This is a genomic window from Pedobacter terrae (assembly GCF_036946585.1).
Lineage (GTDB): Bacteria > Bacteroidota > Bacteroidia > Sphingobacteriales > Sphingobacteriaceae > Pedobacter > Pedobacter terrae_C.
In genome coordinates this window covers 100,862-122,235 of the sequence record NZ_JAQIIV010000002.1, presented here as the reverse complement: position 1 = coordinate 122,235, position 21,374 = coordinate 100,862, and the positions used below count along the sequence as shown (strand labels likewise).

19 protein-coding genes are annotated in these 21,374 nt (G+C 40.2%); 3 read left to right on the top strand and 16 right to left on the bottom strand.

Annotated features, from left to right (window positions below; translation table 11 throughout):
• Nucleotides 1-316: 316 nt before the first annotated feature.
• From PGN18_RS03045 to PGN18_RS03020, 6 genes are all read right to left on the bottom strand, one after another.
• Complete coding sequence (locus PGN18_RS03045; RefSeq protein WP_335317888.1) at nucleotides 317-820, bottom strand: hypothetical protein; 504 nt, start codon at nucleotides 818-820, stop codon at nucleotides 317-319.
• A 233-nt stretch (nucleotides 821-1,053) separates the two neighbouring features.
• Nucleotides 1,054-1,806 carry an RHS repeat-associated core domain-containing protein gene (locus PGN18_RS03040; protein ID WP_335317887.1) on the bottom strand — a complete coding sequence of 251 codons (753 nt, stop codon included), beginning with the start codon at nucleotides 1,804-1,806 and terminating at the stop codon, nucleotides 1,054-1,056.
• Nucleotides 1,781-2,005 (bottom strand): hypothetical protein, encoded by a 225-nt coding sequence (locus PGN18_RS03035; protein WP_335317886.1) that lies wholly within the window; start codon nucleotides 2,003-2,005, stop codon nucleotides 1,781-1,783. Before PGN18_RS03035 ends, PGN18_RS03040 begins: the two co-directional genes overlap by 26 nt.
• 240 nt (nucleotides 2,006-2,245) lie before the next feature.
• Nucleotides 2,246-2,590: a hypothetical protein gene (locus PGN18_RS03030; RefSeq protein WP_335317885.1), complete on the bottom strand. Its 345-nt coding sequence runs from the start codon at nucleotides 2,588-2,590 to the stop codon at nucleotides 2,246-2,248.
• 3 nt (nucleotides 2,591-2,593) lie between these two features.
• The gene (locus PGN18_RS03025) at nucleotides 2,594-3,919 is read right to left on the bottom strand and encodes an RHS repeat domain-containing protein (RefSeq protein WP_335317884.1); all 1,326 of its coding nucleotides are present in this window, start codon (nucleotides 3,917-3,919) and stop codon (nucleotides 2,594-2,596) included.
• Between the two features lie 14 nt (nucleotides 3,920-3,933).
• Nucleotides 3,934-4,230, bottom strand: coding sequence for a hypothetical protein (locus PGN18_RS03020; RefSeq protein WP_335317883.1), 297 nt, complete (start codon nucleotides 4,228-4,230; stop codon nucleotides 3,934-3,936).
• Nucleotides 4,231-4,275: 45 nt separating this feature from the next.
• Between PGN18_RS03020 and PGN18_RS03015 the strand changes: the two genes are divergently transcribed.
• Nucleotides 4,276-4,617: a hypothetical protein gene (locus PGN18_RS03015; RefSeq protein ID WP_335317882.1), complete on the top strand. Its 342-nt coding sequence runs from the start codon at nucleotides 4,276-4,278 to the stop codon at nucleotides 4,615-4,617.
• Between the two features lie 249 nt (nucleotides 4,618-4,866).
• Here PGN18_RS03015 and imm40 read toward each other — a convergent pair whose 3' ends face one another.
• The 9 genes from imm40 to PGN18_RS02970 all read right to left on the bottom strand — a co-directional run bounded on the left by imm40 (nucleotide 4,867) and on the right by PGN18_RS02970 (nucleotide 18,833).
• Complete coding sequence (imm40, locus tag PGN18_RS03010) at nucleotides 4,867-5,205, bottom strand: Imm40 family immunity protein (protein ID WP_335317881.1); 339 nt, start codon at nucleotides 5,203-5,205, stop codon at nucleotides 4,867-4,869.
• 15 nt (nucleotides 5,206-5,220) lie between these two features.
• A complete protein-coding gene (locus PGN18_RS03005) occupies nucleotides 5,221-8,616 on the bottom strand; it encodes a DUF6443 domain-containing protein (RefSeq protein ID WP_335317880.1) in 3,396 nt (1,131 codons plus the stop codon).
• 37 nt (nucleotides 8,617-8,653) lie between these two features.
• Nucleotides 8,654-12,553, bottom strand: coding sequence for a DUF5977 domain-containing protein (locus PGN18_RS03000; RefSeq protein WP_335317879.1), 3,900 nt, complete (start codon nucleotides 12,551-12,553; stop codon nucleotides 8,654-8,656).
• Nucleotides 12,554-12,791: 238 nt separating this feature from the next.
• Complete coding sequence (locus tag PGN18_RS02995; RefSeq protein ID WP_335317878.1) at nucleotides 12,792-13,337, bottom strand: hypothetical protein; 546 nt, start codon at nucleotides 13,335-13,337, stop codon at nucleotides 12,792-12,794.
• Between the two features lies 1 nt (nucleotide 13,338).
• A complete protein-coding gene (locus tag PGN18_RS02990; protein WP_335317877.1) occupies nucleotides 13,339-14,529 on the bottom strand; it encodes a hypothetical protein in 1,191 nt (396 codons plus the stop codon).
• A gap of 2 nt (nucleotides 14,530-14,531) precedes the next feature.
• Nucleotides 14,532-16,475 (bottom strand): type II secretion system protein GspD, encoded by a 1,944-nt coding sequence (locus PGN18_RS02985; RefSeq protein WP_335317876.1) that lies wholly within the window; start codon nucleotides 16,473-16,475, stop codon nucleotides 14,532-14,534.
• The gene (locus tag PGN18_RS02980) at nucleotides 16,476-17,900 is read right to left on the bottom strand and encodes a GspE/PulE family protein (RefSeq protein ID WP_335317875.1); all 1,425 of its coding nucleotides are present in this window, start codon (nucleotides 17,898-17,900) and stop codon (nucleotides 16,476-16,478) included. It abuts the gene before it with no gap.
• A complete protein-coding gene (locus PGN18_RS02975) occupies nucleotides 17,890-18,417 on the bottom strand; it encodes a hypothetical protein (protein ID WP_335317874.1) in 528 nt (175 codons plus the stop codon). Before PGN18_RS02975 ends, PGN18_RS02980 begins: the two co-directional genes overlap by 11 nt.
• Nucleotides 18,417-18,833 carry a type IV pilin protein gene (locus tag PGN18_RS02970; RefSeq protein WP_184470220.1) on the bottom strand — a complete coding sequence of 139 codons (417 nt, stop codon included), beginning with the start codon at nucleotides 18,831-18,833 and terminating at the stop codon, nucleotides 18,417-18,419. The genes PGN18_RS02975 and PGN18_RS02970 overlap by 1 nt, the downstream gene beginning before the upstream one ends.
• An 898-nt stretch (nucleotides 18,834-19,731) precedes the next feature.
• On the opposite strand from PGN18_RS02970, the gene PGN18_RS02965 reads away from it, so the two are divergent.
• The gene (locus PGN18_RS02965; RefSeq protein ID WP_335317873.1) at nucleotides 19,732-20,172 is read left to right on the top strand and encodes a hypothetical protein; all 441 of its coding nucleotides are present in this window, start codon (nucleotides 19,732-19,734) and stop codon (nucleotides 20,170-20,172) included.
• Nucleotides 20,172-20,369: a hypothetical protein gene (locus tag PGN18_RS02960; RefSeq protein WP_335317872.1), complete on the top strand. Its 198-nt coding sequence runs from the start codon at nucleotides 20,172-20,174 to the stop codon at nucleotides 20,367-20,369. The genes PGN18_RS02965 and PGN18_RS02960 overlap by 1 nt, the downstream gene beginning before the upstream one ends.
• Nucleotides 20,370-20,954: 585 nt before the next feature.
• On the opposite strand, the gene PGN18_RS02955 is transcribed toward PGN18_RS02960, so the two are convergent.
• Nucleotides 20,955-21,371, bottom strand: coding sequence for a hypothetical protein (locus PGN18_RS02955; RefSeq protein ID WP_335317871.1), 417 nt, complete (start codon nucleotides 21,369-21,371; stop codon nucleotides 20,955-20,957).
• Between the last annotated feature and the right edge of the window lie 3 nt (nucleotides 21,372-21,374).

The following is a 21,374-nucleotide window of genomic DNA, read 5'->3' as shown; positions in this document are numbered from 1 at the left end:
TTTTTAAAAGTTACCCGTACATTACCCAAATGGTCGCTCAAATTGTATTCATAACTATATACGCCACTACTATTTCTGGCAATGCCTTCTTCAGTGTGAATAATATCAATTGTTGTGCCGTCTGATTTCTATTCAATGCCATCAATATAGTTCCTCACCGTGCCACTGCTGTTCCTGGCCAGTTTGTTGCCAGCAGCATCGTAAGTATATGTCAGGTTAGATAATATTTTGGTCTTAGCGAGACGCTAAGACCAGATTGGAGATTTACATTTACGCCTTAGAAAGACGCTAAACCGCGCGGGTAAATACGTATTCGTTACGTTTCAATAGTTCTCTTATTTTCCTTAAGATGAATATCGAAACTTCCTATTGATTCAGAATTAATAATACTATCATAATTTATTGTCATCGAAAATTTAAAATTTTCATCAACTATGAAGCACGTATTACTATAACCATATTTTGCAACATTTAAACAAAATTTTTCAACAAAATTCGATTTAGCAAGATACATTCCACAAATATCATAGTCATCAGAAAACATGTAGCATTCTGCAAGATTATCACTACCACTAAATGCTATTGATAATAATTTAGAACTTACTGTATCTTCACTATCAATTAACATTTCAGTTTTCTCTTCGATTGGCGGAAAAATCTGTTTAATGTTAGCTATTATTTTATCTGAAGTTTCCAAGTCAACATATTTGATATCTTTCTCGACAAAGCCCGCATCCAGAAAGAGTTGTTTATATTTATTGTAAACCTTTTTCCCTTTATTTTTTCTTATTAAAAAATCTAGTTTAGAACTACCCATCATTTAAAATTTAGCCACTAATTACTAATTCAAAATAATCTAATATATTTATATATAATTTTAAAAGCTGACAAAGCGTTAAACACTTAATTTGGATTAACAACTTGTCAAACATTATTTTCAGAAATCCTTCAATCCTTAATTCACATTATCAATTTATGGCTTGTAATATACTTTACCTTTAGGTTGTTCCATTCTTGGCTTATTAGTTTATGATCTACCATTTCCACTTCGATTTAATCCATCGGGTTTTGTTGGATCTTTTTTGTTTTACCAGCTTCCCAATGTGGTTGACCTTTATGGCTTTCGTCATTTTTAGCATCTTGAACCGTATCGTTGCCATCTCTATCTAGAAGTACTGCATCTTCCGATTTTGTATCCTTATCTTTATGTAAAGGCTGACTTGTAGGAAAACCTGCTTTCCGCATCGCGCCACGTCGGGCTGCTCTACTGGTCGCCTCTGGATTTTCAGGAGTATCACCTTTCTTATCGGAAGATTTTGAAGAATTACTACTTTTAACAATAGCCTTGCTATAGTCAATACCACTTGAGGTATAATCATCTCTTTGAAGTGAATAACGGTTATTATTATTGATGTAATTTCTTCCATTATTGATGACAATAGCCGCAGTGATTACAGCTGCTGTCCCAACCGCTGCCTCATAAATAGAAACCCCTTCGGCGATAGCCCATATTATTGGACAGATCGGACAGTTACCATCAGGATCCTTAAGGTTTACCGGATTGTTCCACCCATAAGCATATGGAGATTTATCAATTTGATTAGGATGGTCAGAAAGTGCATCTACAACATTAAAACGCCCGATCACCGGATCATAGAACCTAGCGCCGTAATCATACTGTCCATCTAACTCCTCCTGCAATTCCTTGCCGTTGTAAAGGTACTTATTATCTGTTGAACTTAAAAACGCAGGCGTTTTACGTTTACCGAATGCATAGTAGTCATCTGACTGCATACTTGGTTCCATTCTGGTTAAAACTGTAGTGTACGTTACCTAAATGATCGGAAAGGTTATACTCATAAATATAATTATTCCCGCTTCTGCGTGCAATACCCTCTTCGGTATGGATAATATCGATCGTTGTACCATCAGGTTTGTATTCTATCCCATCAATATAGTTCCTCACCGTCCCACTGCTGTTCCTGGCCAGTTTGTTGCGTAGCATCGTAAGTATAATGTCGGGTTAGATAATATTTTGGTCTAGCGAGACGCTAAGACCAGATTGGAGATTACCCAACTCGCCAAACTACATTCCCGTACCTACGGAGTAATTAAAGCCAGGCTAATTAAACTTGAACTCCTGCAGAAATAACAAAGCCCGGCAATTTTTAAACTGCCAGGCTTAGAATATGTTTTTATGTTAAGGTCGTAATAAGATGCGAAGATCGAAAAGAGGCTTTCACCATTATACTTGTCTTTTGGACACTCCAAGTGAGTTCAAAATATCATTTGAGTGTTTCCTTGCTTCCTCCCAATAAATATCTTTCCTAAAAGCATCTTTATTCCACAAAGCTACAGGAATTTTACTAATAACATTTTTCAGTTCAGCTATATTATTCATTTGATCTTTAGTCAACATTCCAGCTTGTTGTAATGGCAGTAAATTAATCATATCAAAGAAAGTATAATAATCACCTTCTAGTTCACTTAAATAATCTTCTATCTCACTATCTGAAATTATATTAAAATCTGGGCAAACCATAATTAACACATCTACTAACAAGTCATATACTTTTAATAATTCAATCATTTTTTAATTCTCGACATTTATTATTTTTGATTTGTCATTTGTAGTTGGTTTATAATTTCCGCCAACAACTTTGTTTTTACCTTGTCCACTGTTAACCTTATAATATTCCGAATTACCATGTCTTGGATTACCTTCGGTATATGAAACAAACCCATCTTTACCATCCTGTAAAAATTTCCATCCTGACGACCCGTCATTTAGAGTACCCTGTGTCCAGCCTGGTCCTAGACCAGTAGCGACCTCCTCGGCAGACTTACCCCAGATCTTAACTGGATCATTTGCTAAATCCGCAAATGATTTTATTTCTAAGCCTGATAAATCTGCAGCTGCACTCCCAGTAGATATAGTTTTTAATGTACCGACAGCTTTACCGACTAATGAATTCGCTCCCTCTGTCACAACTGCTGTTGTTGTATTTGCTGCCTGACGCCCAACCGCATCACCAAATGATTTTCCATCGCCACTTGCGAGAGCCTTTACTCCTTGAACAACGTCTTTGGCATTATTAATTACAACATTTATCGGCAGTGCTTTTGCATAAGTCTTTACGTAAGTTTTGGCTAATTGCCCAGTAGACATATGTCCCAAACTCTTAACTTGAGATGGGATACTTTGGACAGCACGAATCGCAGACGAATAATATCCTTTAAAAGACTTTTGTGCTGAGCTCCATGCATCACTAAGAAACCCTTCCCCAGGCCACATACCATCAGGATCTAAAAAGTAAATGGGATTGTCAAAACCATAGTTGTATGGGGACCATCTTCTTCCAAGCTCTGCTTTAGGATCAATCACATTCCACCTACCAATTACCGGATCATAGAACCTAGCGCCGTAATCATATTGCCCAAGCTCTTCCTGCAACTCCTTCCCATTGTAAAGATACTTGTTAAGGCCAGCTTTTGCAACCGGTTCTTTCCTCAATCCAAAAGCATAATAGTTGTCTTGCTGTAAAATCTCCAACTGATTGGTTACATGATTTTTATAGAATGTAGCTCTTATATTACCTAAATGATCACTCAGGTTATACTCATAACTGTAACTGCCATTGTTATTGCGGGCTATCCCCTCTTCAGTATGGATAATATCAATAGTGGTACCATCTGGCTTGTATTCTATCCCATCAATATAATTCCTCACCGAGCCACTGCTGTTCCTGGCCAGTTTGTTGCCCGCAGCATCGTAAGTATATGCCAAATTAACTGCAGTGCCGGTTGCTCTTGTGGCGGTTGCCGGTAAGTTCAGGTAGTTGTAGGTAAAATCAATTTTGGTTAGACCATCCTTAACGGCATTCCCGTTGGCATCATACTCATAGTCCCTTAAGGTCAAACTACCAACATTCTTCAGCCTGTTGCCAAAATCATAGTTATACGTTTTGATGCCTGCATTGTCGCGGTTAAGGCTTTTAATATTGCCATTACATCATAGGTCAAAACTTCGTTCATCGAAACACCCGCCACTGTGGCCGCTGTTCCCAACCGGTTCAGTTTATCGTAACCATAGTTAAATATGTTTCCCGTTGGATTGACTGTATTTGTCCAGTCCCAGTATTGCTTGGTGATGTTACCGTTGTAACCCTGTGCATTACCGTCCTGGTAATCGAGTTTCATGCTGAACTGATCAGAGATACTGTTCTTCATCCAGCCACGCTCATTATAGGCAAAGGTAGTGGCCTGGCTATCGTTATGCAGGTTCTTTTTGGTCAGCTGGCCGATCTCGTTGTATTCGAGGTGATTCAGCGCAATATCTCCCTGGTTGTTGATGTTTTCAAAAGTGGCGATCTTGCGACCAACATGGTCATACTCATAGCGGTTGGCAAGGCGCTTATAAAAGATTTTAAAGCTAAAAAAGCCAATGCAGAACAACAATCGACACCTGGAGATCCTCCGGCTTCGGCAGCTATCGACCCCACAACCGGTGAGGTATTTCCTGCAGACAGCCCGTATAACCAGCCCGAAATCATAAGCGCACTTTCCTTCGCTATTAACCAACTCGAAACCTTGCCGAAAAAGGCAACCAGGGTTTAGCATGGAGCGAAGAAGAAGATAAACTGCTGGCAGAACGTTTTAATGAAGGCATCAAGATTACCCAGCTCGCCAAACTTCATTCACGGACTTTTGGAGCCATTAAAGCCAGGCTAATTAAACTTTGAACTCCTGCAAAAATAACAAAGCCCAACATTCTGATGGGCTTTGTTATCTAAGTTACATTTTCGTCTTGGCCAGACGCTAAGACCAATTAGGACCTAATATCTCCGATGGCTTTGGCTGTTAAACTCATGTTTCGGGAACAATGACAAATAATATTTGATTAGTGCTTAGCACATTATATTTTTCAATATAATCTCTTGCAACTTGAATACTTCTAACAATGAAGTCAGCATCCGATTCACCTAGATTTCTATCACAATACCAATTATCGTAATTATATTTAATCACACCATTCTCAGATTCGCACACATCTCCTCCAAGTACAGCTATATTATAATACAAGAATTGATCTAATGATTTTAGAGCTGCTTCCCTGGATAATCCCCAATTCTTTACTCCTATTGAATCCAATGAAATTCCTTTATTTAAAATTTCATCAGCCTTTTTTGACCAAACTACATTCATATTTATGGCTTTACATTAATTTGCATTAAATAATCTATGATTAATTGAACCGTTGGCCTCTTTAATAAATTCAAAAAAACCTTTCTTACCTCCGTATTCACCTGGAATTTTTAATATCTGTCTTGTAACACCATCGCCTCCTGTAATTGTACTAACAATGCCGCTAGATTCAAATGCTTTTACGCTTTCAGGAAATGCGTGGTAATCACCCTTTTTCATTTGTCCTAAAACTTTATTTGTATACGATGTTCCGTCAAAAAATGATTTACTCGCAGCATCTCCAGCCGCTTCAATCCCTTCTCCAACTATCTTCCTTAAAGCAGGGCCCAGTACTTTTTCTGTAACCTTACTTGCAATTTTACCTCCAAAAGCATCCATTAAAGCAGCTCCGGCACCGGCAGCGACAGTTGTATTGTCCTTTTCTGCTATTCCTTTGGACATTTTCATTGATGCCCCCAAACCAGGAATGTAGTCAAGGCTTTCAAGATTTTTCTCTACTTTTTTATTTTTGGCAGTTATCCTGCTAAGTCTTTCCTGTCCCTCTGCTTTCTCGATTACCTCTTCTTTTGATTTTGGCTGTGAGGTACCAATTCCCAAGAAATCCATCGCTTTTTTTAACCAACTAGGAGGATCATTCGCATACATTCCATTAACATCAATGAAGCGTATAGGATTATTTAAGGCATATCCGTAAGGGCTATTTCTCCTGGAAATTTCAGAAAGCGGGTCTATCGTATTAAAACGACCTATAACCGGATCATAGAACCTTGCGCCGTAGTCATACTGTCCATCTAACTCCTCCTGCAATTCCTTGCCGTTGTAAAGGTACTTATTATCTGTTGAACTTAAAAATGCAGGCGTTTTACGTTTACCGAATGCATAGTAGTCATCTGACTGCAACTTGGTTCCATTCTGGTTAAAACTGTAGCGTACGTTACCTAAATGATCGGAAAGGTTATACTCATAAATATAATTATTCCCGCTTCTGCGTGCAATACCTTCTTCTGTATGGATAATATCGATTGTACCATCAGGTTTGTATTCTATGCCGTTGAGGTAATTGCGCACACTACCATTAAAGGTCTTGGCCAGTTTCTGCCCCGCAGCGTTATAGGAGTAAGCCAGTGCAGCACCCGGTTTACCAGCTGTTGCAGGCAAATTCAGATAGTTGTAAGTCAAGCCCATGCCGTTTCTTCCATCCGTTGTCGCGTTTCCGTTTACATCATAAGCGTAAAGGCCTGTTAAATTGTTGACAGAAATTAACCGGTTTCCTTTATAACTATAGACGTTAGCGCCCGTATTATCGCGGTTCAAAGTTTGGATGTTGCCCATCACATCATAAGTAATCACCTCACTCATGCTGCTACTTATCCCACTTTTCAACCGGTTCAGCTTGTCGTAATCATAGGTATAAACATTGGGAAAACTGTTTACGCTGCCCCAGTGCTGGTTTGAAATATTGCCGTTCCATTGTGGGATGCTGCCATCCTGGTAATCGAGTTTCATGCTAAACTGATCAGAACTGCTGCTTTTCATCCAGCCACGCTCATTGTAGGTAAATGTAGTAGCCTGGGCATCATTATGCAGGTTCTTTTTGGTCAACTGGCCGATCTCGTTGTATTCGAGGTGATTTAGTGCAATATCTCCCTGGTTGTTGATGTTTTCAAAAGTGGCAATCTTACGGCCTGCGTGATCGTACTCGTAGCGGTTGGCGATGGTGGTCACCGTACCACTTACCGTATGGGTACGGATGCTGGCTTTCAGGCTGCCATCAAAGTTCCAGGTATTGTCTACCACATCGGTACCGTTCAGGTGGTTACTGCTTTTGCTCTGTATGATGCGTCCTTCCAGATCGTAATAGTTTACGGTGAGTAGCATCGTACCCGTGCCCAGGTTCTTTACCTTGGTGCCCGTAAGCAGGCTTTTAGTTCGCTCCTTTGGGGCCTGGCCAGTTCCCGGAGGGCCAAAGCTATTTTCGGTAAAATCATAATCGTCGTAGTAGTTTACCGTTAGCACATTACCACCAGTTTGTGGAAAGGACTTTCCGTCATAATCTGCAAGGTTACGCGTTTCCCATAAGGATTTTGAATTATCACCATTGGCAATCTGCTGTGCCTGGGTATCCAGTTCATCCTGCAGGGCATTTTTGCCGGTTCGCTGGGGAACTATTGCATTATCGGCAGTGGTACCCGCCTTTACATAAAGCCCAGTAATTACGGTACGGCCAAAAGCATCATATTTGGTATAGATCCACTCCTGCGGAGTTTTGTTCCGCTGGTTGGCATCCTGGCTCATCACCACCTGATCAAGTTTGTTGTAGAGCATAAAGTCCCAGCCCTTGCCCGGGATCTTTTTCTCTGTCAGTCTTTTGCGGCCATCGTAACGGTAACCGTAGATAAACTGATCAAAAACTGTCTGGCTTTCATTAAAACTGCTGATCGGCGCAGAAAGCCTGTCTGTATGCTCGTTTACCGCCGGTGGCAGCACGTAACGCAGGTTGCCCAGGTCGTCGTACACATAATAGGTATCCAATCGTTTGGCATCGGTTTCCCATACCCGTTTGAGTACCACACGCCCTTCAAAATCCTTAAACTCTTCGGTGGTACCGGCCTTTATATCTGCTTCTTTCCAGTTCTCATCCTTCATGATGGTTTTGTAGAGTTTGCCCGGGAGGTAAACACTGGCCGCTGCGCCGTTATCTGTACCATTAATCGTCCAAAGTTTTACCTCACCCTGCACATTGGTACCATAAACGGTTTTAAGCGTATGGCCGGCACTCACCTGCCAGTCGGCACCGGGGGCGCCCTGCTGCTGCACACGGTTTAACGGCGAAGCTTCGAAAACTGTTTCGGCAAAAGGATAGGCCGTTGCCTTTATTCCTGCTGTCGGGCTGTTATAAAAGGCAAGCTGATCGGCCAGCGCCCCTGTACGGTAACTGCCGGTTGTACCTGTCTGTGCTGCATAGGGCTGGTATTTAAATTGCTCCCGACCAAAGGCATCGTAGACCACAGGCTGTACAATATCCTTAAAACCAGGACTACCCTGTACCTGCACGGTCTGTAAAGGTCTGCCCAATCCATCAAAATACTGGATGGACTGGTTTTCTTCGCATACGTCGCGGCTGTTTGCAAGGGTGGCATCGTTAACCGGTTTTTTAAAGGTACGGGTAAGAATATAGTTCTGGTTAGTGCTGGGTGTTGAAGATAGCGGCTGGCAGTTGAGGTAGCTTAGCCCAGTGGTGAAAATCCGCACAGGCCCCATGGTATGGAAACCGTCGGTAAGCGTGACACTTGTGGGAGCGCTGATTTCGCTTTCTCCGTTATAAACCGATACCACTTTCTGAGCCATTGTACTCACAACTGAAAAGCAGAAACCTAAAACGAATAAAAAATATTTAATATACTTTATCATGAGATGATTAACTTGATATTAAGAGACTATAATTAATTTAGTACATGCCGATTGAATTTTCATATTGGCTACCTGTCCCATTACTGATATTCACATTGCTAAAATTAGCGTAGGTACCTTCAATAGCGCTTCTACTACCCACATACATTCTTCGTGAATTAGATGAATTAATAACGCTGATCGATACACTGTAAATCCCTCCGGGCAATGTTAATGAAGAATTCCCCGGTGGACAAACATAACTTTTATAATAGCCTGAGCTTGTTGAAAAGCTAATCCCAAAACTATCTGATGTTGAATTATGAAATGATACCTGAACAGCTGGAACGCATACACCGTTTGCGTTAGCGTAATTTTGTCCATTAGCAAGAATATCATTTTGCGCCAAATTATCTGCCTCCTCTTGAGAAATAGCGGAATAGTAAGTTGATGCAGGAACTTTGTAATATAATTGGCTCGGAATACTGTTTGCCGGACAGTTATTCTTTGTAAAATAGCCGCCTTTTTCCACATTATTAAAACCACAGCCGCCTTTTGCATTTGCATTTGCCTGTCCATTCAGTGCAATTTCATTCAACGCCTGGGCATCGGCATCTTCCTGCGAAATAATCGAAGTATATTTCCCAGCAATGACACTGTATAATACCGATGTTCCATTCACGCCTGCATTACAGTTGTTCTTTGTGAAGAGCTGTTCTTTAGCCTGGTTTTTGAAAAAACAAGTACCGTTTGCATTTACAAAATTTTGCCCGTTCGCATTCAAGTCAGCCTGCGCTTTCGCATCGGCGTCAGCCTGAGATATGTTTGAAGAATACTTCTTTGCCGGAACACGATAAGTTAAACTCGTTCCATAACCAGTAGTACAGTTGTTCTTCGTATATGAGCCACTTAAATATTGATTAAAAAATAAAGTGGTCGAGGCTACTCCATCAGTATAACTGTATTTGAAATTCTTTAAAATATGATCATTCTGATCCTTAACATTTATTAATCGCAGGTAACCATCATAATTATACGAGGTGGTCATCCCCTTACTATCTGTACTTGAAGTCAAACCAAAGAAGGGCTTATAAGTATAAGTGGTAACTAAACTATTTTTCATTTCAGTTGCTGTAAATAGCGGAGATAAAAAGGTATTTAATGCTGCGTTTGTAGGGTTAATCTTAGCAAATGCATTTACAACAGAACTACCTCCCAATAGTGCCACTATACTATTATAATCTGCATTCTCAATTTTCGCAATCGGATACTGATTATGATAACTCCAAATATAGTTCTCTTTGGCACCATACTCCCTTGACATGCTCAGGATATTACCTTTATCATCATAATTAAAAAAACGAACCCTAGTTTCGTAGGGGAGTGAGCCACTTTTAGCTTCAATAGCCTGAGGATAAATTCTTGGAAAATTACTTCCCCAATTAAAATATTTAGTTTTAGTTCCGTTTACTATCACGTTATTTTTCGATTGAATTTTTTCAACCGGAAAATTCAACATATTGAGTGAAGGGTCTGCCATCTGCGTTAAAACGGCGTCATTTTGATAATCGAAAGGATAAGTTAACTGCGTATTAATTTCTTTTTTATCAGAGGTTCTCACTGTACTTAGATTAATATATTGATGAGAATTGTATCCATAACCTGTTGAAGTGGTATCGCTAGCGCCATTTTTATGATAGTTTATTTCTGCTGACCCTGTTAAATTTTTATAACCAATAGGAATTCGATACTCACCAAAACCGTAGGGCACTTCCATACCTTCACTTCCTCTAATCACAGCCCAAGGCTCGGGATACAAGGCAGGTGGCGTTGGATCGCTAACGCGGCCAGCCTGCGGAAAATTATTGATACGCTCTACATGCAGACCAGAAACATATTCAGTAGTAGTTGTACTATAACTGTTGGCAATCATCTTTCTTAGCTGATAAGGCAGTCCTTGATTAGAAATAATTTTATATTCTTTTTGGGTTAATAGTGAAGGTTTATTCCAATAATTGTAATCATAAATGTGCTGTCGGTTAATCGTAAGTCCTCTGTTAACCTGAAGATTTGATGGTGCCCAGCCACTGTAATCGTAAGTATATACCGTTTTCCCAATGTTATCTAACGGAGTACCCAAATACTCAGTAACAGTAGTGTAATTTACCGGTCTGCTGGCCAAGTCTTTTAAACTGGGAATAAAATCAGAATAAAAAGTCCTTTCGCGGTAGGAGTTTATTCCAAATCCAAAAGGACTTTGCGGATCACTTGCAGGGAGATAATAATAATAGGATTCGGAAGCCATGTTGTTCATAATAGGTACCATATCTATCGAACCATAGCCACTCTCATCTTCGCCATAGGTATATGTTTTATAACTTAAAGTTCCATTATTATCATTATTTTTAATCTGATAAATACGTAAGCCGGGTCCATCTTTAATAGTATTATCAGAATAGTGTTTGTAGAGGTTTTTTTCGTAAATGAACTCAGAACTTCCTCCTGTAGGATAACTAATTTTCTTGAGCACGCCGGACGTTAGTCCAGAAAGATTTGGATTTCTGTTTGTCGCAACAGAACCAACACTGTAATTAAAATTGATACTTGAAGGGCCGACATACTCAAGGTTATTGTATTGCGGTATCATGTTTTGCTGACCTGAACCATTGTAATAGCCCCACCAATCGCTCGATCGTACGTTAAAAGTATTACTGGTATAATTGTATGTTGGATAATATTCGAAAGCATAATTTTCGATACTGTTCCCTACATTATCTTTAAAAACAATGTTATCTAACTTACTGGTATAATTTCCTATTTCAGAAGCGCCGTCCAGGTCAGAACGTTTTATTTCAATTGTTTTAATTAAGATATTCTCTTTATTAAAAACTTGTATATTTTCAATCTTATCGCTATTGCTTACCAGGTTAAAAACCACTTTACCATATCTAAAGATGATTTCGGTCAACCTATTTAATTGGTAATAATCAGTATTTGTATTTTCCCGCTCAACTTTTGTTTCAGGTGCAGTTGAAGGAGGTCCGGTGAATTTGTCTATAAGTGTTATGGTCTGATTGATCGTTTGTCGCTTTTGGTTAAATCCTTTACCATATACAAATGAAATCGTATCTGCTTTATCAGCCGAAATAATCCTCGACAAACTATATTCATTATTAACGGTAAAGCCAAGATTATCACTATAGCTACCTCTGGCATTAAACTCATAAAATATTCCCTTATCATCTAAAATATTAATCGCGGTTAGGGATGTAGAGTTATAGATTGGGGTTACAATATATGGCTTGTAAGGCATTAACGTAGGCGTTTTTACACCATTGTTATCCTTGAATAAGAAATTGCCACTGTTGTTCCCAAAATAGTAAGAGAAGATATCGTATTCACTATCCTTCCAATCACCCACGCCTACATCATCAGTATTGTTCTTAAAATGAGTGATTTTCTCAAAATGCAAATAATCGTTTCTATTACTCAATGTTGGGGTAACCAGTGGCGAAGGAAATGGATATCCACCAAAATCTACTGAGCCATAAACCGTTCTTGATATTGTACCGCCTGCATTTAAATTCCATCCTAATGCAATTGCTCCATCTTGATCATATACTCTTCTTCCCGAGGCGTGATAGCTTAACCCGATAGGAACACTCAGACTACCACTTTTGATTTCGTAAATGGGTACATTGATTTGTGGCAATCCGGTTGAATGATCTACTGGGTAATTTTGAAACCTGAAAAGAGCAGCCGTTTCCGGAGATGGAAGAATGACTTTAGGTACTTCTTGAGCAATGGAGTTAATAGCAGTACACCATATCAACCAAAATAGTAAGGCGAGTAGTCTGCCGATTGGTCTTTTGATGCGATCAAGAATGATGGTTAAATTAATTAACCTGGTAGACGGTTCATACAGATTGTTCGTAGCGTTAAATAAAAAGAGGCGCATAATTATATATTATATGTAAGTAAAAGATATCTCAATAAACTAAACTTAGAAGTTATCAATCTCTGTTTGCATTATCAATTTTATTTTAAATTCAATACTATCATTTATGAATATAGTTACCAAAGCTTTTTGACGAACGATGCTTTTCGAGTGATGAACGTGTGTTTTGGAGTGACGAACATGATTTCTTCATTTATAAAAATGCAAATCAGTTCAGCAGAAATTTTAGAAAAAAGACTCAATTCTCCTTTCCTACAAGTTGTAGTTCGAGGTTAAGTTTATCCGTCTTTTCTTCGTTGCCATTTGCTGTTTTCTTCAGCAGTTTAGTCTCAGCAATTTTGCCTATGCCGGGGCTTTTCGCTAGCGTATCGAGCAGTTTTACGATATTGAAATAACTGCCCTTAAAGATGAATTTCTGTGCGACTATACCCCGCGCAATTTCGCTGGTATCCTTTTCGGCAGTGATAATGTTGGGACTGAAGTTGATTTCTACATTTTTGGCAATCGCCATGGCCGATACGGACTGCCATAGGCGGTTTTCGCGGTCTTCGGTACGAACTTTATAACCTTTTAATACCGATTGATAAAAAGTATGTTTGCGCTCCAATTGAGGAAAAGCAGCATCGGGTTCCTGGCTTGGCTGTTGCGCCGCTTTTAACTGCCTGTTCAGCGCAAATGCCGAGATGGCCTTTTCAAAAGAGAATGAATAAGCCAGGTATAGTATGGCCAGCATGAGCAAAACCAATACGATTTTCTTATTTTTCAGGTTTAATTTGGCGAGCATATCAATATTGGATCAAGAGGTTAAACTGAAAATTTTCCGATTCTGTATCCTGCTGATAGCGCAAAAGTTTAACCTCTTTGGCCCATTTTTTTTCTTTAAGCAGAAAAATCCAGTTGTTTACGGCCGTTAGGTTAGCGGTTTCGCCAGCTATCTTGATTGAGGCGAGTAAATCTTTTGCATCCTTTGGATCCTCTTTTAGCTGATCGAATATCACCTCGTTTAAAGTAAGCGCCCTGGGTTTGCTACTACCAATATCGTTCAGTAAAAAAGCATAACTATACCCACCGTTCCAGCCCAGTTTGTTTAATAATATCTTTTGCTCCGTAATATCTTTCTTCAACAAGTCGCTTTGGTCAGCTGTTGCCGTCATTGCCCCTACCTGTTCATTTAATTTTGCATTTTCGGCATTATAATGGGTTAAGGCCAAAAAGCTGATGAGTAAAAGGCCAAGCAAAACAAAAATGAAAATTCCCGCAATTTTTTTAAGTTTCGATTGTTCAAGAAAATCTCTAAAACGCTTGTCTACCTGCGTATCATCTGCTTTAATCACCAATAACTTATCGTGTAAAAAAAGCTGAAAGGCCAGTGCATAAGGTAGCAGCAAAGCAGGCTTAAGTCTGGTCTCGCCTAGTTTTAAATTGCGATTATTTTCGGTGCCTTCGGCATAACGATAGCCAGATAATATGCCTGATTCATCAACCTCAAACTGATGCCCATTTGCCGAAAAGCCATTACCAGTTGCACTTAATAACTCCCAGATCGAAATTACCGGTAATGCCCCCAGGCTCAGCGCGTACACCTGTAAGCCAGCAGTTTGCAGTTTTCCCACCATATCATCAGCCAAAGTTTGCCTGATGATACTGATCCAAACCAGATCGTTTGAAAAAGCCTCCTGTACATAAAAATCTTTTCTTTCTACCGAAGGAAAGGCCGTTCTGAACAAATCCTTATTTTCTGTGCCATCACTTTTAATCTGCTTATGAATAATCCCCTTGCCGCTTAAAGCCAAAGCTACCGGAAATTTGCGTGGGAGGCGCTCCAGCACTTTTACCAGGGTACCTTCAACCGTGTGGTGTTCTGCAGCATCTATGTTGTCGCCCTTACGTGTAATTACCGCATACGTACCGCGATAGGTTTCGTTTTGCAACAAGGCAAGTTCAATAGCCAGTATCTGCTCAAACGGTTCGAACATGCCTAATATAAAATTGTAGGTTTAATAAAAACCAGTGTAACCACTTTGTTGTTCGATTTCTCCCTGCTGCTGAACAGCCATTTCAATATCGGGATCCGCGATAAAACAGGTACACCTGAACCGTTCTCGCTGCTTTCGGTGCGTTCTAAACCGCCAAGTACAATCATATCTTCATTTTTAGCCCTGATGATTGAACTGAATTTGCTGGTCGATTTAGGCGGCGGTGCATTTAGCGGTGGGTTGCCAATAAAATCAGAAATATTAACCTTAATGTTCAGCGTTACCTGGTCATCTCCTGAAACCACAGGTTTAATATCAATTTCGAGATTGGCATTAACTTCTGTAAACTGCTCGGTTACAACCGTTTGAGCATTTAATGAAGGAATAACATTCTGGGTTTTCTGACTGTAAAACCGTGAGCTACCGATACTTAAATTAGCCGAGTGGCCATTAAGGGTTGATAATTTAGGTACCGAGCGAATATCAACATTGTTATTGTTCTCCAAGGCACTGAGCTTAACATAAAAATTAGGGGTTACCCTACCGAGATTTACCGAACCGTTTCTGCCCAGCCTAGCCAGGAAATTATTAATAGAATTGGCGCCAAATGTGTAGTCAATGCCCGGCAATATGGTCCCACCGGTTTTTACACTATCAGAAACCCCGGCTGAAATACCTGTTTTAACCGTTTTACCTTTGCGTACATCTACCAGGGTAACTTCTATCAGTACCATAGGCACTACCCGGTCGATCTGTTTAATATAATTTTCAATTTCATTTACCTGTGGCGAAGCTCCGGAAAGCAGTAAAGTATTCTGCTCCCTGAACTCTTTAATCTCCACCCCTCTTTTCCATTCAGCAGGGATCATCATCTGTATGGTATCGAGCGAGCGATGCTGCAATTGTACAATCCTATTGGCGCGCAATCCCTCCAATTTTCGATCGCCGATCAAATAAACACCGCCGTCTTTTTTAAAGGTGTATTCGGTTCCCTGTAATAATGCTGTCAGAAAAGTATCGTAGCCAATCCCATTCAGTTTGGTGGTTACCGTACCTTTGATATCGGAATAGATAAAGTAATTGGCGCCTACTTCATTTGAGGCCGATTTAATCAGGTCTAATATGGGCGTATTCAGCGCGTCAACACTCACGGTGCGGTTGCCCTGGTTATCTTTCCGGCCGTTCAGCGTAAAGTTTGATGCCCCCTGACCTGCACTGGTTTTATTGCTTCGTTTTACCGCAGTAGCCTGATCGCCGTTTACATAAAGTTCTTCTCCCTCGCCCAGGGCCTGAAAAATAAATACCCCATCGTTGGTTTTATTCATTTTAAGCTCATTGGCATAAGCCAGTTTTTCCAGCGCGACTTCAAAGGGAGCCGCAGTAATAAAACCACTCACTTTTTTAACCATCAGGGCAACAGGTACTACCACATTTTTTTGTGAAAGCTGACTGACTTTCTTCGCTACCTGGCTTAAGGTATCGTTATTGAGCTCGAAACCCAGGTATTCGTTGGAAGCATTATAACTCACCCGAAAATCTTTCGGAACCACCACTGGTTTGGGCGATTGCACTTTGGTGACCGACATAATGGAACCAATGAGGTTGATATCCAGGTCGTATTCTTTGGCCATAAACAGGATCACGTTCATCGCGGTTTCATTACGAAAATTGGTATAAACCTTAAAGTTCAATTGCGGGTCGATATTGATGTTCAGGTTATTGGCCTGCGCCAGTGCCCTTAAAAATTCCTGCGCAGAAGCTCCCGACATGGACAGTTGAACGGGTTGGTTTAATCCGGGCACCGTTACCGAAAGGTTACGGAGGCGCTCTTCGATGGCTTTTAGCCGTTCCTGACTGTTGATTTGTGCGGAGGCAGTTAAAACGAATAGATTTAACACGATAAAGGTCAAACCCATCAACATTTTTAGTAGCGTTTTATTCTTCATTTAGATAGCGAGTAACAAGGGATAAATTTCTTCGATGGAGGTTAATCCATCGGCAAATAATGCAAAAGCGTTTTTAGATAGTGTACTGATTTGTTTCTCTTCGAGCACGGGCTCGATAGCCATATTCCCTTTCCTGATTTCCTGCGAAAGCTCTGCATCGATCGGGATCACCTCATAAACGGCTTTCCGGCCACTGTAACCGGTATAATAACAGTGTGCACAACCGGTAGCCACAAAATGACTAATCACTGTTTTAGGCGGATTAAACTGCCGGGGATATCGTCCGGCCTCAAGCGGTTCTTCATTTTTACATTTCGGGCAAAGCAACCTCACCAGGCGTTGCGCTACTGTCGTGTTCAGCGTATTGGCCACCAAAAAGCCGGGGATGCCCATATCCATCAAACGCGATACCGTGCCCCAGGCCGAGTTGGTGTGGATGGTAGACAGTACCAGGTGACCAGTGAGTGCAGCCCTGATGGCCATATTAGCCGTTTCCGGATCGCGAATCTCGCCCACCATAATCACATCAGGATCCTGCCTTAAAAAAGTACGCAAAGTAGCGGCAAAACCCAATCCGATATTTTCCCTCAACTGTACCTGGTTTACCCCTTCGAGGGTATACTCAATCGGATCTTCGATCGTAAGGATATTACGGGTACTTTTATTTAAAAGTTTTAAAGTTGCATATAAGGTGGTGGTTTTACCTGATCCGGTTGGCCCGCTGATCAGAATAATACCATTGGGCCTTTGCACACCCTCCATATAGTGCTGCATATCCTGTTCAGATAAACCCAGGGTATTCAGATCGATATCGGTGCTGCTGTTGTTTAATAGCCGGAGTACAATTTTTTCTCCGTAGAGGGTTGGCAATACCGATACCCTGATATCAAAAGCAGCAAACCGTGCAGAGGTAAACTGAATCCTGCCATCCTGCGGCAAACGCTTTTCGGCAATATCCAGGTTGGCCATGATCTTGATTTTATTGATCAACGCGGGATAATCTTTCTTTTCGATCTGATACCGCTCAATCATCATCCCATCAATCCTTACCCGTACACGGGCCCGTTTTTCGAAAGTTTCGATATGGATATCACTGCTTTTTAAACGTCTGGCTTCTTCAATCAATACATTCAAAAAGTCGTCATTTGCAGAAATTACTGAAATTTCCTGATCATTACTTTCTGCCGATACATCCCCCAGGTAATGTTTGGATAACAAGCGGCTGATTTCCTGTTGATCAAGCGGTAATAAGGAGATATTACAGCCCAGCATCACCTGCAGTTCGTCTTTTAGCTGATTTTCATCGCCCAAGCCATCCCAGCACAACACCAAACTCCCGTTTGCGCCGCGTTCTTTCGGAAATACACGGTACTCCATCGCAAATTCTTTGGAGATCAGTCCCAGTATTTCGGGTTTAATTTCCATAACCAAGCAAGTTGATAAGGTGATCATCTGCAAGCAGGTTGATGGCAGGTGTAAACCGACTAAGCACCATCAATATCATAAATAGCAAGGCCTGATAGCCTGCCAAGGGTATTTTTTTCCCATGCGCGGTAGACTGATAGCCCAAAATAGCGGTAAACAGGATAATGAGCATGAGGCTCAAGAGATAAAAAAGCACATAATTTAGAAAGGAAAAACCAAAACACAATACCAGCAGGAATAACAGATCGCCCAATCCAAAAAAGCCATCGAATAAATTGGTCAGTTTTTTTTGTTTGATGGAAATATATCCGGTTAATACCGCAAATTGTAAAGCTAAAAACAGTCCACTTTTACCTGCCTGTGCAATGGTGCCGGTAAAACCCAATACCTGTACTGTAGCTGTTGCCATCAGCACAAAAAGTACCGGAAACATCCACCAGTAAATTCCACGGTATTTAAAATCCTGATAAACCATACCCGCTAAAACCATAAAAATCGCCCCCTGCAACAAAAACATTAATCGGCAACAATTTCCTTTAAGTTTTTATCCTGGTCGATCTGCCATACGTTATAGGTACCATCACCATCAAAATCGGCCACAGCCGTGGCTTTGGCAGTAAAGGTATTGTTGGTAGCAGCTGTAATTTCTATTTTGTAATTGGCTTTACCATCCTTAGCGTCAGAAGTTAACTTTTCCTGAATAAAGCCGATTTCTGATAAATCTGCGGAATATTTTGAGTGTTCGTAAAAGTAACTCTGTTCCAGCTTAGCCACATGCTCCAACTGCATTTTAGCCTCGGTTGTTTTGGCCTTGGTAATGAGTGGCATCAGGTTAGGCAAGGCCAGCAGGATCAATATACCAATAATAGCCAGTACAATCAGGATTTCGGTTAGGGTATAAGCATTAAGCTTTTTTGAAGTATTAATTTTCATTGCACACGTTAATTTGTTTGGCACATTTCCTGAAAGAAATGTGATGAGGCTGTAAAATGCAAAGAAATAAATAAATTTCCCAATATTTTTGACGAACAATGTAAATTGGGTGATATTATTGTGTTTTGGAGTAAAAAAATTAATCCGTAGTTCCATTATTAATGTTCGTGTTATATTGATGCATCAATGGTAGATCTTAGAATTCTTGAATACAAAGGTGGGTTGACAGATTTGGAGGGGTCGTCATTTCGACCGCAGTGCCTGCCGGTACAGGCGGGGAGAAATTTTTGAACTATTTTAAAAAGATTTCTCTCCCGAAATTTCGGGACTGCGCTTCAGTCGAAATGATGGTGATTCCTAACTCTGTCATTGATAGAGGTTAGAATTTTTCAAATACATCGGAGGGCTGATGACAAATTCGCAATTTGAAAGAACATATCTAGCTTTACCAACTACATACAATGCCTGTCATTGGAAGCTTGTCGAAAGGCCATGTTTTAAATGCGTTTCGACAGGCTATAATAGTTATTTTGATTATCAGCCCTTACTCACGTTCAACATTAATTAATCCGTAGTCTCTTTACACTCAGCCTAGCGCCCAAGGACTATGGAAAGATAGGGTTTGTCTCCTGCAAATGATCTAAATCACGCTGATTTGCACTTTTTTTGCAATCAAACGCCTTAATTTAATCATCAAGATTTATTTGTGATTTGAAATTTTATTTCTAAATTGCTGATGCGAATTACTAATTAATATCATCATTCACTTAAACACAGAGCTAAAATCAATTAAATTTCTTTAACAATATTCCTGGTCGAGTGGTAGCCCCACATTTCAATTTCTCTGTGAAGAGTTATTTGGTAGTTCGCAGCGACCAGGATATTTTATTTTACGGTTATGCGAACTACCAAAAGTAAAAACCTACACACACAGCTCCCTGTTCAGGTTGCAGCTGAAGCCAATTACATGAATGTATTGCCTGCCATTTGCGCGGTAAAGGCTACCTTACATCACATTGACGGACATGTTTCAGAAATCACGATGACTTTGCCATGCTACAGCGGTTGGGCAGAATTTTTAGAGGATGGGCAAAACGCGATCAGGGAATACGTGTACCAGCTCACGCGGCACTGGATCCAGATTAGCCATTTCTTTATTGAAACCGGAACCATCACACCCAATGGTACAATAGCTTCATGTTTTTTGCCCCGCCGGTTTGATATCCCTTTAGGCAAATTTTATAAACCGATGGTGCGTGGCGCCTGGGTAACCGCCAATCAGCACCCACACCATCCAAAATATCACCAAAAAGGATCGGGCAAAGTTTATCCGAATTAATGGCTATTGCAAGCAACAGAAATGATGTTGTTTATCATTATGTAAAACCCAGTATTATTCTTTGTGGCATTCCTAAGGAAAGCAAAACGGCTTATTTTGAAAAAGGTGATATTCCTATTGGGCATTTCGAAAAGAATGGCATCGAATACATACTGATTTACAGTTATAGTGTTGATGGGAAAGGAATTTTTGAGTGATAAATGGGTAAACTGAGTTAAAGCCCTTGCAAATAATAAGGGCTAACCTTTCCAATACCTTTAATAAGAATTAAGAACTAATAGAAATAGCAAAGCGCAGCAATTTCAACTGCGGCGCTTTGCTTTGTAAGTTAAATTTTGGTTTTAGTGAGACGCTAAGACGGTTAGGAGTTATACTAATAACTGTAATTGCTATTGCGTGCTATACCCTCTCAGTTCGGATAATATCGATCGTTGTACCATCGGGTTTGTATTCGATACCATTGATATCATTTCTCAACGTGCCACTGCTGTTCGTGGCCAGCTTGTTGCCACTTTCATCATAAGTACATGCTAGGTTACATAAAATTTTGGTATTAGCAAGACGCTAAGACTAGTTAGAGCCCAGCAATTCTCACTTCGCTGGGCTTATAATCCTGTTCTAAGGTACGAGCGACACGCTCGCACCAGAAAAGGGATCGACCTAATACAACAAAGCACAAAGCCCGGCATTTCTCACATCGCCGGGCTCATAATTTTATTCTAAAGCACGAGCGACACGCTCGCACCAGCTCAGGGACATACAAAATATCAAAACTTAATCTCTTAGTAGTTTGTATTATTTTCATAAACATAACTCTTATCCCATAGTTGATATAGTTTTATTGCCTTATCTAATACTAAGTCAATATTTTGTTCATAGAAAAATAGGCTTTCATTTTCCGAGATAAACTGTTTTACAAAATATCTACTCTCTAATTCGTCATAACTCTTGGTAACATAGAAAGAGAATACAGCTCCATCAGGATTGTCTATACAAACAAGTCCAATATTCCCCATAAACAATCCATCATCAGCGGTAAAATCAACAATTAAAGCATCATTCCCTTCTACTGAATGTGTTAACTTAAAACCATAAGAACTAAGCTTATCGATCATTATTATTTCAATAGAAGCCAATCTTTTTTCTATTTCCAGAAATTCTTCGTCATCAATATGGTTATATATATTATAGTTTAGCATATA